Origin of the sequence: Bradyrhizobium centrosematis (assembly GCF_045571495.1) — a bacterium.
Lineage (GTDB): Bacteria > Pseudomonadota > Alphaproteobacteria > Rhizobiales > Xanthobacteraceae > Bradyrhizobium > Bradyrhizobium centrosematis.
This window is the reverse complement of sequence record NZ_CP120703.1, coordinates 7,372,356-7,391,856: the sequence shown is the minus strand read 5'-3', so window position 1 is coordinate 7,391,856 and position 19,501 is coordinate 7,372,356. Positions and strand designations below refer to the sequence as shown.

Below are 19,501 nucleotides of genomic sequence, written 5' to 3'. Positions count from 1 at the left end.
CGCGGCTCACTCCACCTTGCGAATGCGTTCGATCAGCGTGGCCGCGGCGGGATCGCGCCCGGCCTTGGCGTAGATGTCGGCCATCGAATCCTCGAACGGCTTGCGGTCGATATCCCTGACGATCGTGACGCCGGCTTCCTGCGCCTTGCGCTGCGACTGCTCCTCTAGGTCGCGCCACTTCTCACGCATGAAACGGCTGGAGCGCTGCGCGGCCTCCCGGAAGATCGCCTGATCGTCCGGCGACAGGCTCTGCCAGGCCTTCAGCGAGATCACCAGCACTTCGGGGCTCATCGTGTGCTCGGTGAGGGTGTAGTGGCCGGCATGTTTGTAATGGTCCGTCGTCACGAAAGATGGCCAGTTGTTTTCGGCGCCGTCGATCAGATGGTTGGTGAGCCCGGTGAGCACCTGCCCGTAAGGCAGCTCGACCGGCTCGGCGCCGAGCGAGCGGATCATCTGGCTCATCAACTCCGACTGCTGCACCCGGATCCGCAAGCCCTTGAGGTCGGCGATGCTCCTCACCGGGCGGACACCATTGTAGATCGAGCGCGCGCCGGAATCGTAAAAGGCGAGCCCGACGAAGCCGTAGGGCTCGAAGCTGTTCAGGATCTCGCTGCCGATCGGCCCGTCCAGCACCTTCTGCATGTGCTCGATGGACCGGAACAGGAACGGCATGGCGAGCACGTTCATCGCCGGAACGAAGTTGCCGATCAGTGCCACATTGGTCCGGTTGAGGTCGATCGCGCCGGCCCGGGTCTGCTCGATCGTCTCCTTTTCCTCGCCGAGCTGACGGGAGTGAAACACCTTGATCTCGTGGCGGCCCTTGGTGCGCTCGGCGATCAGCTCGCCCATGTAGCGCAGCGCCTGGACCGTCGGGTAATCCTCGGTCTGGGTGTCGGCGGCGCGAAATTCGCGCGCAACGGCGCCCGTCGCCCGCATGCTCAACGAGACTGCGGCAAGCACAAGCGCGACGACAACCACCCCGGTCCGCGAGAGTTCGGCACGGTTCAACACTGGCACACTCAACCCCTCAGTGGTGGAGTCTATGGCGGAAGGAAAAGGTTCAATGCAATCTAAAGCGTTTTCAAGCGAAGTGGATACCGGTTCGCGTCAAGAAAACGCGTCAAACCAAGAATCGAGAGCCCGTTCCGACCGGAACGGGGCTGTGGCAGACCGATAAGGGAAGGCCATCCCAGGGGGCTGATTGTGCGGCGCGGCTGGCATTCATTCACGGTTGAAACTGGTTATGCGGGGCCTTAAGCAGGGCGGCCGCCTCTTCGGCCGCGGCTTGGGAAGAAGCCATCGTGAGGTCAGCATTGCGCCTTTTGCAACTCGTCGCCGTCTTTGCCGCCCTCTCATTGGCTGCCCCTGCGCGGGCCGCCACCGAGATTGCGTTGTGGCACGCCATGTCCGGCGAGCTCGGCCGGCAGTTGGACAAGCTCGCCGCCGACTTCAACGCCTCGCAGTCCGATTATCGCATCGTGCCGGCTTACAAGGGCAATTACACCGAGACCGTGACGGCCGCGATCTTCGCCTTCCGCTCGCGCAGTCAGCCCGCCATCGTCCAGGTCAACGAGGTCGCCACCGCCACCATGACCGCGGCCAGAGGCGCGATCTATCCGGTGTTCAGCCTGATGCGCGACCAGGGCGAGCCGTTTTCGCTCGCCGATTACCTGCCCGCGGTCTCCGGCTATTACAGCGATGCGGCCGGCAATCTGTTGTCGTTCCCGTTCAATTCCTCGACGCCGATCCTGTACTACAACAAGACCATGTTCCGCGACGCCGGCCTCGATCCGGAAGCGCCGCCCAGGACCTGGCCGGAGCTCGGCGCCGCCGCAAAGCGCCTGCGTGACCGCGGCGCGTTGTGCGGCTTCACCACGTCCTGGCCGTCCTGGATCCATGTCGAGAATTTCTCCGCCTTCCACAATCTGCCAGTGGCGAGCCGGGCCAACGGCTTTGCCGGGCTGGATGCGGAATTGACCATCAACAATCCGCTGCTCGTCAAGCACGTCGCCCAGCTCGCCGAATGGCAGAAGACCAAAGTGTTCGACTATAGCGGCCGCGGCCAGTCGGCCGAGCCCCGTTTCCAGAAGGGCGAGTGCGGCATCTTCATCGGGTCCTCGGCGACGCGCGCCGACATCAAGGCGAACTCGAAATTCGAGATCGGCTACGGCATGATGCCGTACTGGCCGGACGTAAAGGACGCGCCGCAGAACTCGATCATCGGCGGCGCCACGCTGTGGGTGCTACGCGACCGGCCGCGCGCGGAATACAAGGGTGTGGCGCGGTTCTTCGCCTATCTGTCGCAGCCGGGCGTGCAGGCCGCCTGGCACCAGAACACCGGGTATTTGCCGATCACCCGTGCCGCGTTCGAGCTGACGCGGTCGCAGGGTTTCTACGAGCGCAATCCGGGCTCGGCGATCTCGTTCGAGGAGACCACGCTGCATCCACCGACGGAGAATTCGAAGGGCATCCGGCTCGGCTCCTTCGTCCTGATCCGCGGCGCGATCGAGGACGAGCTGGAGCAGGCCTTTGCCGGCCACAAGAGCGCGCAAGCCGCGCTGGATTCCGCTGTCGAGCGCGGCAACAAGCTGCTCCGCCAGTTCGAGCGCGCCAGCCCGGACAGGTAGGGCATGTCGCGATTGAATCCCGCTGCAGCCAACATCGCGATGCGCTCCCTCCCCCGCCTGCGGGGGAGGGTCGGGGAGAGGGTGTCTCCGCATCGGGACAATCCCCCAGGGGAGAGAGCCCCCATCCGGCGCTTCGCGCCGACCTCCCCCGCAAGCGGGAGAGGTGCACTGCCTGCATGGTTCGCACTGATGCATCAATCAAGTTCGTCTCGATGAACGATTGCGAATGACTGCCGCTCCATTGCAGAAGTTACCCACACTTACCGACGCCGAAAGCTTTCGCGCCTTTCGCTCCGATCCGTCGCAATGGCTGCCGATCGCGCGCGACATTGCGCGCAGTCACCGTCTCGATGCCAGCGCGCCGCATGTGTTTGCGACCGGGACCAACCTCGTGGTCGGCCTGGGTGAAACGCTGATCCTGAAAATCTTCCCGCCGCTCCTGCGCGCGCAGTTCGTCTCCGAGCGCGGCTCGCTGACGCAGCTCAAAGGTCATCTCGATCTGCCGATCCCCGAGATCGTTGCCGAGGGCGTGCGCGACGGCTGGTCCTATCTCGTCCTCACGCGCCTTGCCGGCACGCTCGGCTCGGAGGTCTGGCCGCACCTCGCGGAAGACCAGAAGGAGCGCCTGCTGCGCCAGATCGGGCAGACCATCGCCAGCGTCCAGCGCGCCCCGCTCGGACCGCTCGCTGGCATCGAGCCGCGCTGGGACGATTTCATGCGCAAGCAGATGCAGGGCTGCAGAGCGCGGCACACCCGTCTCGGCCTTGCGCCGAAATTCCTGGCCGGTCTCGACGATCTCCTGAGCGATGCGGGCAGGCTGATCCCGATGGATGCGCCGCCGGTGATCCTGATCGGCGAATACATTCCCGAGAACTTCCTGCTCGCCTGCGATGACGGCCAATGGTCGCTCGCCGGCCTGTTCGACTTCGGCGACGTGCTGGTGGGATGGCGTGATTACGATCTGCTCGGCCCCAGTGCCTTCATGGCGGCGGGCCGGCCAGGAAGGGTGAAGAGCCTGCTCGAAGGCTTTGGCTATACGAAGCTCGATCATGCGCTGAAGCGGCGCCTGATGGCCCTCATGCTGCTGCACCGCGCTAGCGACCTCAACAGCCACGTTTGTATCGACGGCTGGCAGGAGAAGGCCGCCAATCTCGCCGAGCTCCAGGACCTGATCTGGCCGGGCTGAGAGCCAGCTCGTCATTCCGGGGCGCCGCCGAGCGGCGAGCCCGGAATCCATTGTCCCCCGCGCGCTGCGGCCCGACGGATTCCGAGCTCCATGCTGCACATCGCCCCGAATGGCGGCTTAGGCATGGGCTGCGGCCAGGCGGGGCTCGGCGGTCGCCTTCGCAATGGGCCGTCGGGCCGAGCAGCCTAATTTTTACGCAATTGCTTGTCTTTGTATGCAATCGTGCTGCGGCGCAGGGCGATGAGAATCCTGAATAGCCCTTGGCATCAGCGGCTTAGAGAGATTTTAGCCTCTCGTTAAGCTCTGGCACAAACCTTGCGAATCCGGTTCCAACCAGAAACTTTTGCGTTGGAGCGATTTCATGAAGCGCCGCGATTTCCTCAAGTCCGTGTCGGGATTGGCCGCAGGCGCGGCGCTTCCGGCCATGCCGTCCGTGATCTCCTCGGCCTATGCCGATGCGCGTTCCGAGACGCTGCTGATCGTCTCGGAGGGCGGCCCCAACAATCTCGACATCCACGGCGTCGGCACCAACGTGCCCGGTTATGAGGTGTCCTGGAATTGCTATGACCGCCTCATCAGCCACGAGATGAAGAGCGGGCCCGGCGGCATCCCCTATTACGACCGCGACAAGTTCAAGGGCGAGCTCGCGGAAGACTTCAAGATCGACGACATGTCGGTCACCTTCAAGCTGCGCAAGAACGCGAAATTTCACGACGGCACGCCGGTGACCGCCAAGGACGTGAAATGGTCGCTCGACCGTGCGGTCAGCGTCGGTGGCTTCCCGACCTTCCAGATGAGCGCGGGCTCGCTCACCAAGCCCGAGCAGTTCGTCGTGATCGACGACTATACCGTGCGCGTCGATTTCCTGAAGAAGGACAGGCTGACAATCCCCGATCTCGCGGTGATCGTGCCCTGCGTCGTCAACTCGGAGCTGGTGAAGAAGAACGCCAGCGAGAAGGATCCCTGGGGTCTCGAGTTCACCAAGCAGCAGACCGCGGGCTCCGGCGCCTACAAGGTGACGAAGTGGACAGCCGGCACCGAGGTGATCATGGAGCGCAACGACGACTGGGTCTGCGGTCCGCTGCCGAAGATCAAGCGCGTGATCTGGCGCATGGTGCCGCAGGCCGGCAACCGCCGTGCGCTGCTGGAGCGCGGCGATGCCGACATCTCCTACGAGCTGCCGAACAAGGACTTTCAGGAGATGAAGGCGAACGGCAAGCTCAACGTCGTGTCGCTGCCGTTCTCCAACGGCATCCAGTATATCGGCATGAACGTCACCAAGCCGCCGTTCGACAATCCCAAGGTCCGTCAGGCGGTGGCCTATGCGCTGCCCTATCAGAAGATCATCGATGCCGTGATGTTCGGCCTCGCCAACCCCATGTTCGGCGCGGCAAAGGACAAGCCGACCGAGGTCGCCTGGCCGCAGCCGCACAAATACAACACCGACATGGAGAAGGCGAGGGCGCTGCTGGCGGAAGCCGGCTACGCCGGCGGCTTCGAGACCACGATCTCATTCGATCTCAACTTCGCCGGCGTCAACGAGCCGCTCTGCGTGCTGGTGCAGGAGAGCCTCGCGCAGATCGGCATCAAGACCACTATCAACAAGGTGCCAGGCGCCAACTGGCGCACCGAATTGAACAAGAAGGAGATGCCGCTCTTCACCAACGTGTTCTCGGGCTGGCTCGATTACCCCGAGTATTTCTTCTACTGGTGCTATCACGGCAACAATTCCGTCTTCAACACCATGAGCTACAAGTCGGCGGAGATGGACAAGCTGATCGACGGCGCGCGCACCGCCGCCGCAACCGGCGACAAGGCAGCCTACGACGCCGACGTGAAGGGCTTTGTCGATCTCGCCTTCGCCGACATCCCGCGCATCCCGCTGTACCAGCCCTTCGTCAACGTCGCGATGCAGAAGAACGTCACCGGCTACCAATACTGGTTCCACCGCCGGCTGGACTATCGCGCGCTGGCGAAGGGGTGAGGTGTCATGCTGATCGTCGGCGACGCATCGGCATCTGGTGAGTGTTTCAACTTGAGTGAGGTGGGCAACGCCCTCTCATTCCCTCCCCCCTTGTGGGGGAGGGGCAGGGAGGGGGGTAGCCACGAACTCCGACCTCGCTTGGGGCCACCCCCCTCCCTAGCCCTCCCCCACAAGGGGGGAGGGAACGCAGCGAGGCGCGTCGCTGGCTGCACGGGCAACAGGCGCAGGAGCATCCCATGCTGACCATGATCGGCAAGCGCCTGATGTTCGCGATTCCGTCGCTGATCGGCGTCGTCATCGTCACCTTCCTGCTGACGCGCGCGCTGCCCGGCGATCCCGCCGCCTACTTTGCCGGCCCGGCCGCGACCAAGGAGGCGGTCGAGCAGATCCGCAAGAAGCTCGGCCTCGACAAGCCGCTGATCGAGCAGTTCTTCCGCTACACCAATAACCTCGCCCATGGCGATTTCGGCAACTCGCTCACGACAGGCCAGCCGGTCGCGACCGAGATCCGCAATCGCCTGCCGGCCTCCGCCGAGCTGACGCTGCTCGGACTCGTCGTGTCCATTGCGATCGCCATTCCGCTCGGCGTCTTGGCGGCGACGCGGCCGGGATCGTGGATCGATCACCTCTGCCGCGTCACGACGACGGCCGGGGTATCGCTGCCGGTGTTCTTCACCGGCCTGGTGCTGGTCTATGTCTTCTATTTCCGCCTGGGCTGGTCACCCGCGCCGCTCGGCCGGCTCGACGTGTTCTACAGCGCGCCGCCGACCGTGACCGGCTTCTATCTGATCGACACCCTGATCGCGCGTGACTTCGAAGCGTTTCGTTCGGCACTGAGCCAGCTCATCCTGCCCGCGACGACGCTTGCGATCTTTTCGCTGGCGCCGATCGCGCGCGTGACGCGCGCCTCGATGCTGGCGGTGCTCGCGTCCGAATTCGTCCGCACCGCGCGCGCCAGCGGCCTCTCGCCGTCGACCGTGATCGTCACCTATGCGTTCCGCAACGCGATGTTGCCCGTCATCACCACGCTCAGCATGGTGTTCTCGTTCCTGCTCGGCGCCAACGTGCTGGTCGAGAAAGTGTTCGCCTGGCCCGGCATCGGCTCCTACGCGGTGGAAGCACTGATCTCGTCGGATTTCGCGCCCGTGCAGGGCTTCGTGCTGACCATGGCCGTCATGTACGTGCTGCTCAACCTCGTGATCGACATTCTTTACGGTGTGATCGATCCGCGCGTGCGGTTGGAGGGCTAGATCATGAGCTCCGTTGCGCCTGCTGTTGAACCTGTCGGCCCCGCGCGGACCTCGGGGCTATCGGCGATCCTCGAACAGACGCGCTATGTCCTCAGCGAGAACAAGGTCACCGGCTTTGCCTTCGCATTGCTGGTCCTGATCCTCGCCGCCGCCATCTTCGGCCCCTATGTCGTGCCCTACGATCCGCTCGCCTCCGACACCGCCGCGGCGTTGAAACCGCCGTCGGCGGCGCACTGGTTCGGCACCGATCAGCTCGGCCGCGACATCTTCAGCCGCGTCGTCGTGGCGACGCGGCTCGACACCTTCATCGCGGTCGCCTCCGTTGCGCTGGTGTTCCTGATGGGCGGCCTCGCCGGCATCGCGGCCGGCTATTTCGGCGGCTGGACCGACCGCATCGTCGGCCGCGTCGCCGACACCATCATGGCCTTCCCGCTGTTCGTGCTCGCCATGGGCATCGTCGCCGCGCTTGGCAACACCGTGCAGAACATCATCCTCGCCACGGCGATCGTGAACTTCCCGCTCTATGCCCGCGTCGCGCGCGCCGAGGCCAATGTCCGCCGCAATGCTGGCTTCGTGCAGGCTGCGCGGCTGTCGGGCAACGGCGAATTCCGCATCCTGCTGGTGCAGATCCTGCCGAACATCATGCCGATCATGATCGTGCAGATGTCGCTGACCATGGGCTACGCCATCCTCAACGCCGCGGGCCTGTCCTTCATCGGCCTCGGCGTCCGTCCACCGACGGCCGAATGGGGCATCATGGTCGCCGAAGGCGCCGGCTTCATGGTGTCAGGGGAATGGTGGATCGCGCTCTTCCCCGGCCTTGCGCTGATGATCGCCGTGTTCTGCTTCAACCTCCTCGGCGATGGCCTGCGCGACATCGTCGACCCCCAGCGGAGGACGTGATGGTTCTCTCCACGCCCGCGGCTGCGCTGCCTCCCCCCTTGTGGGGGAGGGTTGGGGAGGGGGGTGGCCCCAGGCGAGGTCTGAGTTCGTGGCTACCCCCCTCCCTGCCCCTCCCCCACAAGGGGGGAGGGAATGAGAGAGCAGTACCCGTCTCACGCGCAAGTTTAGCGCAAAAATTCCTCAATGATTCCAAACCCATTTCTACTGTGCATGGGGTTGTTTTCGCAGTTTTGAGTGACGGCAGCTGTTCATGACCGCCCAGCCCCTGCTCGACGTCCAGGACCTCACCGTCGAATTCTCCACCCGCCGCGGCATCGTCAAGGCGGTGCAGCACGTCAACATCTCCGTCGCAAAGGGCGAGACGCTCGCCATCGTCGGCGAGTCCGGCTCGGGCAAATCGGTGACGTCCTACGCGGTGATGCGCATCCTCGACCGCGCCGGCAAGATCGCCGAGGGCTCGGTGATGTTCTCGGGCATCGACGTCAAGGCCGCGACCGAAGACCAGATGCGCGATCTGCGCGGCCGCGAAGTCTCGATGATCTTCCAGAACCCGCGCGCCGCGCTCAACCCGATCCGCAAAGTCGGCGACCAGATCGAGGACGTGCTGCGCACCCATGTGCAGCAGGCCCAGGTGGCCGATCATGGCGAGAAGGCGATCGAGGCGCTGGAGCAGGTCAAGATCGCCCGCCCGCGCGAGCGCTATCACGCCCATCCGTTCGAGCTTTCGGGGGGCATGTGTCAGCGCGTCGTCATCGCACTCGCGCTCGCCTGCAATCCGCAGCTCCTGATTGCGGACGAGCCGACCACCGGCCTCGACGTCACTACGCAGAAGGCGGTGATGGACCTGATCGTCGAACTGACGAAGCGCCGCGCGATGTCGACCATCCTGATCACCCACGACCTCGGCCTTGCGGCAGCTTATTGCGACCGCGTCGTGGTGATGGAGAAGGGCCGCGTCGTCGAGACCGCCAAGGCCGCCGACATCTTCGCCAGCCCGCAGCACCCCTACACCAAGAAGCTGATGCGCGCGACGCCGCGGCTCGGTGTGAGCTTGCGGGATCTGCTGCCGGAGGAGGACGGCTCAGCGCAGCCTTCGGCTGTCATGGCCGGGCTTGACCCGGCCATCCATCCCGCTTCGCAAGACACATCTCAGGCGATGGACCCCGGGGTCGAGCCCGGGGGTGACGGCAATCCGAAACCCCTCCTCCTCGTCGACAAGCTCGTCAAGGAATACCCCCGCCAGGGCGCGACCGCCGTGCTTGGAAAGCTGTTCGGCCGCAAGCCTCCGGTCGAGCCAGACGTGTTCCGCGCCGTCGACGGCATCAGCTTTGCGATCGGCCATGGCGAGAGCGTCGGCCTCGTCGGCGAATCCGGCTGCGGCAAATCGACCACGTCGATGATGGTGATGCGACTGCTCGACCAAACCGCCGGCCTGATCCGGTTCGACGGCGAGGACATCTCGGGCATCGCACCATCGGCCTTCGCCCGGATGCCGCAGCGCAGCCGCATCCAGATGGTGTTTCAGGATCCGACCGACAGCCTCAACCCGCGCTTCACCGCCGCGCGCGCCATCGCTGACCCGATCATGCAATTGGGCGATATCAAGGGCCGCGACGCGCTGCGCGCCCGCTGCGAGGAGCTGGCGACCATGGTCGGGCTGCCGCACAATCTGCTCGACCGCTTCCCGCACCAATTGTCCGGCGGTCAGAAGGCCCGCGTCGGCATCGCCCGCGCCATCGCCCTGCATCCGAAGCTCGTCATTCTGGACGAGCCTACGGCAGCGCTGGACGTATCGGTGCAGGCGGTCGTCCTGAACCTGCTTCAGGACCTGAAGGCGCGGCTAGGCATGAGCTATCTGTTCGTCTCGCATGATTTGAATGTGGTGCGCTTGTTGTGCGATCGTGTCATTGTGATGCGGACCGGTCGAATCGTCGAGGAAGGCTCTTCCGAGCAAGTCCTCAGCGATCCCCAGGACGACTACACCAAGGAACTGCTGACGGCGATCCCGCATCCGCCGTCGCCGACACACTGAGCGTGCACTGATTGTTTGGGAGCGTGATGGCCGAACCGCTGGACGACTATATCGACGCCGTATCGAAAGCGCTGGCGCTGCCGGTGGAAGAGGCCTGGAGGCCCGCGGTGCGCGCCAACCTCGAGGTCTCGCTGCGGCTTGGCCGCATGGTCGACGAATTCGCGCTGCCGGACGAGACCGAGCCGGCACCGATCTTCACCGCCTGACGCCGCCATGACCAGCAAGCCAGAGACGGCCGCCGACATCGCGAGCGCGGTTGTGGGCCGCAGGATGTCCGCCCTCGATGCCACCGAAGCTGCGCTCGCGCGCATCAAGCAGCACGACGGCGTCCTCAATTCCTTCACCGACGTTACCACCGACCGTGCCCGTGCCCGGGCGCGCGCCGTCGATGCGGACATCGCCGCCGGCAAATCGGTCGGTCCGCTCGCCGGCGTGCCCTTTGCGGTCAAGAACCTCTTCGACGTCGCCGGGCTGCCGACGCGCGCCGGCTCGAAGATCAACCGCGACCTCGCGCCTGCCAGGCGCGATGCGACCCTGATCGAGCGCATGGAGGTGGCCGGCGCCGTTCTCGTCGGCGCCCTCAACATGGGCGAATACGCCTATGACTTCACCGGCGAGAACGTCCATGACGGCCCCTCCCGCAATCCGCATGACACCACGCGGATGACCGGCGGCTCCTCAGGCGGCTCCGGCAGCGCCGTCGGCGGCGCGCTGGTGCCGATCGCGCTCGGCTCGGACACCAACGGTTCGATCCGCGTGCCGTCCTCGTTCTGCGGCATCTTCGGTCTGAAGCCGACCTATGGCCGGCTGTCGCGCGCGCGCTCGTTTCCGTTCGTCGCGAGTCTCGATCATCTCGGCCCGTTCGCACGCTCCGTCACCGATCTTGCGCTCGCCTATGACGTGATGCAGGGTCCGGACGCGGAGGACAGCGCCTGCACGACGCGTGGGCTGGAGCCGACGCTGCCCCTGCTCGCCAATCCGATCTCGGATCTGCGTATCGGCATCGCCGGCGGCCATTTCCAGAAGAACGTGTTTCCGGAAGCCGTCGAAGCCGTCAGCCGCGTCGCCAAGGCGCTTGGCGCAACGCAGGTCGTCGACGTGCCGGAGGCCTCGCGCGCCCGCGCGGCGGCCTACGTCATCACCACCACCGAAGGTGCTTCCCTCCATCTCGATCGCCTGCGCAAGCGTCCGAACGATTTCGATCCCGCCGTGCGCGACCGGCTGATCGCAGGCGCCATGGTGCCCGCGCCGCTGGTGGATCGCGCCCAGAAATTCCGCCGCTGGTATCGCGCCCAGCTCGCCGAGATCTTCAAGACCGTCGACGTGCTGCTGGCGCCGGCGACGCCCTGTACGGCGCCGAAGCTCGGCCAGGTCAACTTCCATCTCGATGGCGTCGAGCTGCCGGTGCGCGCCAATATCGGAATCCACACCCAGCCGATCTCCTTCATCGGCCTGCCCGTCGTTGCGGTGCCGGTTCCGCTCGAGCCGCTGCCGATCGGCGTGCAGATCATCGCCGCACCCTGGCGCGAGGACATCGCGCTCCGCGTTGCCCACACATTGGAAAAGATGGGCGTGGCCGCCGCGCCCGCGCCACGAGGACTTTGAGCGGGCTTTAAGAGGAATTTGAGATGGAGATCGATCTCCCCGAGGTGATCGCAGAAGTCAAAGCCGCGTTCGATCGCTATGAGCAGGCCCTCGTCAGCAACGACGTCGCCGTGCTCGGCGAGCTCTTCCGCAACGATCCCCGCACGCTGCGCTATGGCATCGGCGAGAACCTCTATGGCTATCAGGCGATCAGCGGCTTCCGCGCCGCGCGCTCGCCGGTCGGCCTCAACCGTCGCACCGCCAGGACGGTGATCTCGAGCTATGGCCGCGACACGGCCGTGGCTTCCACCCTGTTCTATCGCGACACGGCGCCCGGCAAGGTCGGCCGGCAGATGCAGACGTGGATTCGCTTTCCGGAGGGCTGGCGCGTCGTCGCCGCCCATGTCAGCATCATCGACGAGCCGAAAGAGACCTGATCGCATGACGCTTGACGATCTTCCCCTTGGGACGCTGCCGGTGGTGCCGCGGGTCGACCGGGCGCAGCCCAGCGTGCACAAGGTCACGCGCGCCGAGGAGCTACGGCTTCAGCTCGCCGACGAGATCGTGCGTGGGACCCTCGCCCCCGGGGCGCCGCTGGATGAGACCGACATTGCGCGGCGCTTCAGCGTGTCGCGGACCCCGGTGCGCGAAGCGCTGCGGCAATTGGTGGCGAGCGGTCTGGTCGAGGCGCGGCCCCATCGCGGTGCCGTGGTGGCGCAGCCGTCGATCGAGCGGCTCAAGAGCATGTTCGAGGCGATGGCCGAGCTCGAGGCGCTGTGCGCTGGGCTCGCTGCCGAGCGCATGGCAGCGAGCGAGCGACACGGTCTCGAAGCGATCCACGAAGAGCTGCGGGTGCTGAGCTATGCCGGCAACCCCGAGCGCTTCCACGAGGTCAATGAGCGCTTTCACAACGCGATCTATGCCGGTTCGCAGAATGGCTATATCGCCGAGATCACGCTGGCGACGCGCGTGCGCGTGCAGCCGTTCCGCCGTGCCCAGTTCCGCAACCTCGGCCGTCTGGCCAAGTCGCAGGCCGAGCACGACCGTGTCGTCGTCGCGATCATGCGCGGCGACAAGCAGGGCGCAGCGGCGGCGATGCGCGCGCATATCGAGCTGGTGCGCGGGGAGTACGAGATCTACGCGGTCTCGGTGTAGCCGCATACACGGTGCCGCGGGCAAAGGTGCAAAGCGCCATGCCCACGATCTTCTTCATGATGGACGGAATGGCGGGCACGCATCCGCCGTCGCTCTTCGAGCTATGGCGGACAAGTCGCTTTGCTCCCGCTACGAGATCTACGCTGTTGCGGCTTGCTTCATGAAGGCGCGCCAGCCGCCATACGCCGTGATATCCCGTGCCTCGCCGAGCACTTCCGGCTCGACGAGAAAGCCCTTGACGCTGCGACCATCGGCGAGGCGAACCGTGCCGATCGCCATCGGCGCGGGAATCGCGTCGACGAACTTGCCGAAGGCGGACGGCGACAGTGACCAGATCTCCAGCTCGATCGACGCGCCCTTGCCGGCCTCGACGCGCAGCATGCCCGGCTTCGGCGGTGTGGTCGTCAGCGCATAAAGCTTGTAGTCCGGCGCAGTCTTCGTCGCCTCGATCAGCTTTCCGCTCAGCGCCGTCAACTCACCGTTCAATGCCATGCCGGAGAGATGCGCACCGACGACCGCGATCGGAATCTCATCGCCCGTCTTTGCCGGCAGCGGCGCGAGCGGAGCTTGCGCTGCGACCTTTGCGCCAAGGCTGAGCTTGGTCTCCGCATGGAAGACCCGGCCGATGCTGGCAAGCATCGCATCGCGTCCCGCGGGCGCCAGCAGCGTGATCCCGAATGGAATGCCGTCGGCGCGCATCGACGCCGGCAGTGCCAGGCCGCAGAGGTCGAGCAGATTGACGAAATTGGTATAGGTGCCGAGCCGGCTGTTGAGCTCGATCGGATTGGCGAGCACCTGCGCGGTCGTATAGGCCGTCGGCGCGGTCGGCAGCACCAGCGCGTCGATATTGGCAAAGGTGCGCTCGGCGATCTTGCGCAGGCCCTGCAGGCGATAGAGTGCGGAGAAGGTGTCCGCTGCGGTCAGCCGCGCGCCGGCCGCGGTGATCTCGCGTGTCACGGGATGAATCGAATCGGGCGCCGACGCCAGCAGATCCTTGATCACGAGATAGCGCTCGGCGACCCACGGGCCCTCATAGAGCAGCCGCGCCGTCTCGTAGAACGGCTCGAGGTCGAACTCGATCAGCTTGGCGCCGAGCGCGGTCCAGCGCTTCAGTGCGTCGGCGTAGGCAGCTTCCGCCTTCTTGTCGCCGAAGAAGATCAGCTGTCCGTCGCGCGGCACGCCGAGGCGCAGATTTGCGGGAGTCTGCGCGAGCGGCTGAAGCGGCCGGTCGCGCGAGAACGGATCAGCCTGATCCGGCCCCGCCATCACGGACAGCGCCAGCGCGGCATCATCGACCGTCAGGGCGAAGACCGAGATGCAGTCGAGCGTGCGGCAGGCCGGCACGAGCCCTGCGGTCGAGATCATGCCGAGGCTCGGCTTCAGCCCGACGATGTTGTTGAGCATCGCCGGCACGCGGCCCGAGCCGGCCGTGTCGGTCCCCAGCGTCAGCGGCACGAGCCCCGCGCCGACGGCGACTGCGGAGCCCGAGCTCGATCCACCGGGAATGAGATCCTCGCGGATCGAATTTTTGGGGATGCCGTAGGGCGAGCGCACGCCGACGAGGCCGGTTGCAAACTGGTCGAGATTGGTCTTGCCGATGATGATGGCGCCGGCCGCACGCAGCCGCGCCACCGCAGTCGAGTCGTGCGTCGGATTGTAGGAGAAGGCCGGGCAGGCCGCCGTGGTCGGAAAGCCGAGCGCGTCGATATTGTCCTTCACCGCGACCGGCACGCCGTAGAGCGGCAGGCTGGCGGCGTCCGCACGCGCGGCAAGCTTTTCAGCCTCCGCGACCGCGTCCGTCTCGTCGCGCAGGCTGATGAAAATGGCGGGATCGTTGTGGTCGCGAATGCGCTGATAGGTCCGCGCGACCGTCTGTGCCGGCGTCAGCATGCCCGCGCGATGCGCGGCCACAATCGCGGCGATCGTTTCAGGCTGCTCAGCCCCCATTTCAGCCCTCATGGCGACAAACTCCGGCAATCGTCTTCGCTAGGAGTGAAGCAAGCGATGTGCCATTGTGTACATTATCCGGGCAGGGCGATTGCTGCGGATATTACCGCGTAATCAGTGGCTTGGAAGGTATTGCGACGAGCCGGCAGGCGATTATGTCGGCGCCCTGCGACGGGCATCTGCCCAAATCATGGGCAGCCGAGATCAGGTGAAGCCAGCCAGGATCCGGAGCAGCTGCGCCCGGTTGTCCTTGCCGATCTTCGCCTCGACATGCCGCTCATGCTCGGCGGCGAGCCGCTTGAACTTCGCCAGCGCCGTCTCGCCCTGCGTGGTGAGGTGGAGCGCATGCGAGCGCCTGTCCGCCTTCGACTTGACCCGCTTCACGAGCCTGCGCTGCTCGAGGCTGTCGAGCAGATGCACCAGCCGGGCGCGCTCGATGCCGAGGCGCTTCGCCACCGCCATCTGCGACAGGCCCGGATTGGCGCCGATCACCGTCAGCACCGAATATTGCGTCGGCTTGATGTCGACCTCGCCGAGCGTCTTGATGAAGTCCTGGAAAATCCAGATCTGGAAGCGCCGCACCGCGTAGCCGGCATGCCCGACCAGGACGTCGAGGCCGATCTCGTCGGCGAGATCGCGAGGCGCCGCGCCGTTGCCGGCACGCTTGCGTGGGCGAAGTTCGGCTCGGGTTGCGTTGGTCGTCACATCATATCTCCTGCTAGGGACCCTAGCGGCTCCCAAGCCTCGGTGGAAGATTGTTGTTGACGACAACAATTGCCGTGCCAACATTATCACCAAAGCAGCCCGCAGCGAGGTTGCAGCCGGTCGCGGAGCCGGGCGGAGGGAGGAAACACATGACAGTCGCCCCACGCGGTGACGTTGCAGGCCTGTTCGCAACGCCAAGGACCGTCGCGGAGCACCGCGCCGACGGCAGCATCGTGCTGCGCTCGCACGATCCACTGCGCGACGGCGCGCGCTGCGTCGGCGACTGGCTGGAGCAATGGGCGCGGCAAACGCCGGACGCGATCTTCCTTGCCGAACGCGGCAATGCCGACGCGCCGTGGACCACGGTCACCTATGCGCAGGCGCTGCGCCAGGTGCGCGCGGCGGCGTCCTGGATCCTGGCGCAGGGCCTCAGCGCCGAGCGGCCGCTCGCAATCCTTTCCGACAACAGCATCGACCACGCGCTGCTCGCGCTCGCTGCCCAGCATGTCGGCGTGCCCTCGGCCGCGATCTCGCCGGCCTATTCGCTGATGTCCCGGGATTTCGAGAAGCTCAGGAGCATGATCGCGCTGCTCGAGCCGGGCGCGATCTACGTCTCTGCGACCAGGCCCTTCGCGGCAGCGCTGGCGGCCATCGCGCCGCTGCACCGGGCACGGATCATCAGCGGCAATGCGGATGACGCCGGCGCGCTCGCTTTCGGCACGATCGCGGCAACGCCCGAGAGCAACGACGTCGCAAGGGCGTTCGCCGCGGTGACGCCGGACACGATCGCAAAGTTGCTGTTCACCTCGGGTTCGACCGGCACGCCGAAAGCGGTCATCAACACCCAGCGCATGCTGACCTCGAGCCAGCAGGCCAAGGCGCAGACCTGGACCTTCCTGCAGCCGGGCCGCGGCGATCTCGTCATTCTCGACTGGCTGCCCTGGAGTCACACCTTCGGCGCCAACCACAATTTCAACCTCGTGCTGCGCAACGGCGGCTCGCTCTATATCGATGGCGGCAAACCTGCGCCCGGTCTGTTTGCGACGTCGCTCGCCAATTTGAAAAGCGTGCTGCCGACGGTCTATTTCAACGTGCCGCGCGGCTTCGACATGTTGATCGCGGCGCTACGCGGCGACGAGGAATTGCGCCGCCGCTTCTTCAGCGAAGTGAAATTCGCTTTCTATGCCGGCGCGGCGCTGCCGCAGAATCTCTGGGACGCTATCGAGGAGCTCTCGATCAAGACCGTCGGCCGTGCACTGCCGATGGTGTCGGCCTGGGGGTCGACGGAGACCTCGCCGCTGGCGACCGACTGCCATTTTCTCGCCGAGCGCTCCGGCAATATCGGCGTGCCCATTCCCGGCACCGAATTGAAGCTCGTCGCCTCCGGCGACAAGCTGGAGGTGCGTGTGCGCGGTCCGAACGTCACGCCGGGCTATTGGAAGGCGCCGGAGCTGACCAGGCAGGCCTTCGACGAGGAGGGCTTCTATCGGATCGGCGATGCCGTCAAATTTGCTGACAGCGCGCGGCCGGAGCGTGGCCTGTTCTTCGACGGCCGCGTCGCCGAGGACTTCAAGCTCAATTCCGGCACCTGGGTCAGCGTCGGCACGCTGCGCGTTGCCGGCATCGCCGCGCTGGCGCCGCTGGCGCAGGACATCGTCGTGGCGGGACACGGCGGGGACGAGGTGCGCTTCCTCGTGTTTCCGAATATCGCGGCCTGCCGCGCTCACGCGGGGCTGCCCGAGACTGCCGATCTGAACGACGTGCTGGCACATGACAAGGTCAGGGGCACGGTCGCGCAGGGGCTGTCGAGGCTGAAACAGCAAAGCGGCAACTCCTCCGGCCATGCCACGCGCGCGCTGCTGCTCGCAGAGCCGCCGTCGGTCGACGGCGGCGAGATCACCGACAAGGGTTACGTCAACCAGCGCGCCGTGCTGACGCGTCGCGCAGAGGCGGTGGCGCGGCTGAATGATGATGCGTCGCGAGAGTGGATTGGAGTCTCGTCCCTGGGGTGACGAAGCTGCAGAAGTAAGCGCGTAGTTATCTCACCGTCGGGCGCGCGTCGTGCGAACCCGGAGTGACGCGCGAGGCAATTGCTGAACTGAATAGGCCAGCAGCTCTGTCGCAATATTTTGCCGATTCTTTTGTTGCCTAAGCAACTAATTTATGCGAACCGTTCCAGGGAGAGATGACGGCGGACAAACCGCTGCATCCGCTTATGGAGGAAACTATGCGCGGCAAAACGGGTGCCGTCGGCAAGCGCCGGCGCATGCCTGGACGTGACGGCTCGTGGCGCCTGAGGCACGACCCGTCAGGCTTCGATGCCGCCGGTGACCGCGCCGAGATTTTCGTGCAGGCGGCGCAGCAGGCCGATCAGCGCCTCCCGCTCGTCCTTGCTGAGGCAAGACAACAGCCGCCGCTCGCGTTCGAGCGCCGCAACGATCACCTTGTCATGAGTGGCGCGGCCCCTGGCGGTGAGCGCGATCGAATGGGTGCGGCCGTCATTCGGGTCGGTGCGGATCGAGACAAGTCCGCGCTTCTCGAGGCCCGCCAGCGTCCGGCTCACGGGCCCCTTGTCGAAGCCGATCACGTGGCAGATGCGCGAGGCCGGAATGCCCGGTTCGATCGCCAGCAGCGACATGATCCGCCACTCGGTGACGTTGACCCCGAACTCGCGCTGATAGAACGCGGTCGCGCTGTTCGAGAGCTTGTTGGCGATGAAGGTGATGAAGGCCGGGACGTAGCGATCGAGATCGAGCGTCGGCCCCGCCTCATTTGGCGTGGGCTTTTGGCGGGCTCTGGTCGAAGACGGCGGCATAGCGGGGTTCTGACTCGCGGCGGGCTCGAAGACCTAAGGGCATGCGCCGCTCTTTCACAAGATCAAAATGAGGGAGATCTGCCATGACCGCATCCGGCACCCCGGTGTCGACGGGCACCACGTCTGTCCCGCATCTCGACGTCGATCCCTTCGACATGAAGTTTTTTGCCGATCCTTATCCCGCGCATGAGCGGCTGCGGGAGGCGGGGCCGGTTGTCTATCTCGACAAATGGAATGTCTATGGCGTGGCGCGCTACGCCGAGGTCCATGCGGTGCTGAACGATCCCGCGACTTTCTGTTCCAGTCGCGGCGTCGGCCTGTCCGACTTCAAGAAGGAGACGCCCTGGCGGCCGCCGAGCCTGATCCTGGAGGCCGATCCGCCCGCGCATACCCGCACCCGCGCCGTGCTGTCGAAAGTGCTGTCGCCGACCGCGATGAAGCAGGTTCGCGACCGCTTTGCCGCCGCAGCGGAGCAACGGGTGGACGCGCTGATCGAGATGCGCAGTTTCGATGCGATCAGCGACCTCGCCGAAGCCTATCCGCTGTCGATCTTTCCGGATGCGCTGGGCTTGAAGCCCGAGGGCCGGGAACATCTGATCCCCTATGCGAGCGTCGTGTTCAACGCATTCGGGCCGCCGAACGAGCTGCGTCAGGAGGCGATCGCACGCTCGGCACCGCATCAGGCCTATGTCGCCGAGCAATGCCAGCGTGACAACCTCGCGCCCGGAGGCTTCGGTGCCTGCATCCACGCCCGCGTCGACGACGGCGAGATCACCGCCACCGAGGCGCCGCTGCTGGTGCGCTCGCTCCTGTCTGCCGGCCTCGATACGACGGTCAATGGCATCGGCGCTGCGGTCTATTGCCTCGCGCGCTTTCCCGACCAATGGCAGCACCTGCGCGATGATCCGACGCTCGCGCGCAACGCTTTCGAAGAGGCCGTTCGCTTCGAGAGCCCGGTGCAGACTTTCTTCCGCACCACCACGCGAGAGGTCGAGCTGTCAGGCGTAGGGATCGGCGAGGGCGAGAAAGTGCTGATGTTCCTCGCCGCCGCCAATCGCGATCCCAGACGCTGGGACACGCCCGACAGCTACGACATCACCCGCCGTACCTCCGGCCATGTCGGCTTCGGCTCCGGCATTCATATGTGCGTCGGCCAGCTCGTCGCCCGCCTGGAAGGCGAGGTGATGCTGACGGCGCTGGCACGCCGCATTGCGAAGATCGAGATCACGGGCGAACCGAAGCGCCGCTTCAACAACACGCTGCGCGGGCTCGACAGCCTGCCTGTCACGATCACCCCGGCCTGACGAGGAGTC

The 19,501-nt window shown here is 65.6% G+C and carries 16 protein-coding genes; 12 read left to right on the top strand and 4 right to left on the bottom strand.

The genetic code is table 11. The features are described 5' to 3' along the window. Positions 1-6 precede the first annotated feature (6 nt). Positions 7-1,017 (bottom strand): TRAP transporter substrate-binding protein, encoded by a 1,011-nt coding sequence (locus P6U31_RS34880; RefSeq protein ID WP_407186122.1) that lies wholly within the window; start codon positions 1,015-1,017, stop codon positions 7-9. A gap of 284 nt (positions 1,018-1,301) precedes the next feature. Between P6U31_RS34880 and ugpB the strand changes: the two genes are divergently transcribed. From ugpB to P6U31_RS34830, 10 genes are all read left to right on the top strand, one after another. After that, on the top strand, positions 1,302-2,627 hold the full coding sequence (gene ugpB / locus P6U31_RS34875) for a sn-glycerol-3-phosphate ABC transporter substrate-binding protein UgpB (RefSeq protein WP_407186121.1): 1,326 nt from the start codon (positions 1,302-1,304) through the stop codon (positions 2,625-2,627). A 226-nt stretch (positions 2,628-2,853) separates the two neighbouring features. Further along, entirely contained in the window at positions 2,854-3,813 is a 960-nt protein-coding gene (locus P6U31_RS34870; protein ID WP_407186120.1) for an aminoglycoside phosphotransferase family protein, read from the top strand. 361 nt (positions 3,814-4,174) lie between these two features. After that, the gene (locus P6U31_RS34865; RefSeq protein ID WP_407186119.1) at positions 4,175-5,797 is read left to right on the top strand and encodes an ABC transporter substrate-binding protein; all 1,623 of its coding nucleotides are present in this window, start codon (positions 4,175-4,177) and stop codon (positions 5,795-5,797) included. Between the two features lie 236 nt (positions 5,798-6,033). Further along, entirely contained in the window at positions 6,034-7,047 is a 1,014-nt protein-coding gene (locus tag P6U31_RS34860; RefSeq protein ID WP_407186118.1) for an ABC transporter permease, read from the top strand. A gap of 3 nt (positions 7,048-7,050) precedes the next feature. Continuing rightward, on the top strand, positions 7,051-7,950 hold the full coding sequence (locus tag P6U31_RS34855; protein ID WP_407186117.1) for an ABC transporter permease: 900 nt from the start codon (positions 7,051-7,053) through the stop codon (positions 7,948-7,950). A gap of 250 nt (positions 7,951-8,200) precedes the next feature. After that, on the top strand, positions 8,201-9,982 hold the full coding sequence (locus P6U31_RS34850) for a dipeptide ABC transporter ATP-binding protein (protein WP_407186116.1): 1,782 nt from the start codon (positions 8,201-8,203) through the stop codon (positions 9,980-9,982). A 26-nt stretch (positions 9,983-10,008) separates the two neighbouring features. After that, entirely contained in the window at positions 10,009-10,188 is a 180-nt protein-coding gene (locus P6U31_RS34845; RefSeq protein WP_164718544.1) for a DUF4089 domain-containing protein, read from the top strand. A 7-nt stretch (positions 10,189-10,195) separates the two neighbouring features. Next, positions 10,196-11,587: an AtzE family amidohydrolase gene (locus tag P6U31_RS34840; RefSeq protein ID WP_407186115.1), complete on the top strand. Its 1,392-nt coding sequence runs from the start codon at positions 10,196-10,198 to the stop codon at positions 11,585-11,587. 23 nt (positions 11,588-11,610) lie between these two features. Next, positions 11,611-12,003 (top strand): oxalurate catabolism protein HpxZ, encoded by a 393-nt coding sequence (gene hpxZ, locus P6U31_RS34835; protein ID WP_407186114.1) that lies wholly within the window; start codon positions 11,611-11,613, stop codon positions 12,001-12,003. A gap of 4 nt (positions 12,004-12,007) precedes the next feature. After that, complete coding sequence (locus P6U31_RS34830; protein WP_407186113.1) at positions 12,008-12,721, top strand: GntR family transcriptional regulator; 714 nt, start codon at positions 12,008-12,010, stop codon at positions 12,719-12,721. A gap of 138 nt (positions 12,722-12,859) precedes the next feature. Here P6U31_RS34830 and atzF read toward each other — a convergent pair whose 3' ends face one another. Continuing rightward, complete coding sequence (atzF, locus tag P6U31_RS34825) at positions 12,860-14,680, bottom strand: allophanate hydrolase (RefSeq protein ID WP_407186112.1); 1,821 nt, start codon at positions 14,678-14,680, stop codon at positions 12,860-12,862. Between the two features lie 192 nt (positions 14,681-14,872). Continuing rightward, positions 14,873-15,373: a MarR family winged helix-turn-helix transcriptional regulator gene (locus P6U31_RS34820; protein WP_407186111.1), complete on the bottom strand. Its 501-nt coding sequence runs from the start codon at positions 15,371-15,373 to the stop codon at positions 14,873-14,875. 149 nt (positions 15,374-15,522) lie between these two features. Here P6U31_RS34820 and P6U31_RS34815 point away from each other — a divergent pair, with 149 nt between their 5' ends. After that, positions 15,523-17,385 carry a feruloyl-CoA synthase gene (locus tag P6U31_RS34815; protein ID WP_407186110.1) on the top strand — a complete coding sequence of 621 codons (1,863 nt, stop codon included), beginning with the start codon at positions 15,523-15,525 and terminating at the stop codon, positions 17,383-17,385. A gap of 296 nt (positions 17,386-17,681) precedes the next feature. Here the strand turns inward: P6U31_RS34815 and P6U31_RS34810 are convergent, their stop codons facing one another. After that, positions 17,682-18,188: a MarR family winged helix-turn-helix transcriptional regulator gene (locus P6U31_RS34810; RefSeq protein ID WP_407186109.1), complete on the bottom strand. Its 507-nt coding sequence runs from the start codon at positions 18,186-18,188 to the stop codon at positions 17,682-17,684. An 83-nt stretch (positions 18,189-18,271) separates the two neighbouring features. Here P6U31_RS34810 and P6U31_RS34805 point away from each other — a divergent pair, with 83 nt between their 5' ends. Further along, a complete protein-coding gene (locus tag P6U31_RS34805) occupies positions 18,272-19,492 on the top strand; it encodes a cytochrome P450 (RefSeq protein ID WP_407186108.1) in 1,221 nt (406 codons plus the stop codon). Positions 19,493-19,501 lie beyond the last annotated feature (9 nt).

Excerpts from the sequence above, each read along its gene's own strand:
- P6U31_RS34870 (WP_407186120.1), top strand. The coding sequence starts at position 2,854 with ATGACTGCCGCTCCATTGCAGAAGTTACCCACACTTACCGACGCCGAA.
- P6U31_RS34865 (WP_407186119.1), top strand. The coding sequence starts at position 4,175 with ATGAAGCGCCGCGATTTCCTCAAGTCCGTGTCGGGATTGGCCGCAGGC.
- P6U31_RS34860 (WP_407186118.1), top strand. The coding sequence starts at position 6,034 with ATGCTGACCATGATCGGCAAGCGCCTGATGTTCGCGATTCCGTCGCTG.
- P6U31_RS34855 (WP_407186117.1), top strand. The coding sequence starts at position 7,051 with ATGAGCTCCGTTGCGCCTGCTGTTGAACCTGTCGGCCCCGCGCGGACC.
- P6U31_RS34850 (WP_407186116.1), top strand. The coding sequence starts at position 8,201 with ATGACCGCCCAGCCCCTGCTCGACGTCCAGGACCTCACCGTCGAATTC.
- P6U31_RS34845 (WP_164718544.1), top strand. The coding sequence starts at position 10,009 with ATGGCCGAACCGCTGGACGACTATATCGACGCCGTATCGAAAGCGCTG.
- P6U31_RS34840 (WP_407186115.1), top strand. The coding sequence starts at position 10,196 with ATGACCAGCAAGCCAGAGACGGCCGCCGACATCGCGAGCGCGGTTGTG.
- hpxZ (WP_407186114.1), top strand. The coding sequence starts at position 11,611 with ATGGAGATCGATCTCCCCGAGGTGATCGCAGAAGTCAAAGCCGCGTTC.
- P6U31_RS34830 (WP_407186113.1), top strand. The coding sequence starts at position 12,008 with ATGACGCTTGACGATCTTCCCCTTGGGACGCTGCCGGTGGTGCCGCGG.
- atzF (WP_407186112.1), bottom strand. The coding sequence starts at position 14,680 with ATGAGGGCTGAAATGGGGGCTGAGCAGCCTGAAACGATCGCCGCGATT.
- P6U31_RS34815 (WP_407186110.1), top strand. The coding sequence starts at position 15,523 with ATGACAGTCGCCCCACGCGGTGACGTTGCAGGCCTGTTCGCAACGCCA.
- P6U31_RS34810 (WP_407186109.1), bottom strand. The coding sequence starts at position 18,188 with ATGCCGCCGTCTTCGACCAGAGCCCGCCAAAAGCCCACGCCAAATGAG.
- P6U31_RS34805 (WP_407186108.1), top strand. The coding sequence starts at position 18,272 with ATGACCGCATCCGGCACCCCGGTGTCGACGGGCACCACGTCTGTCCCG.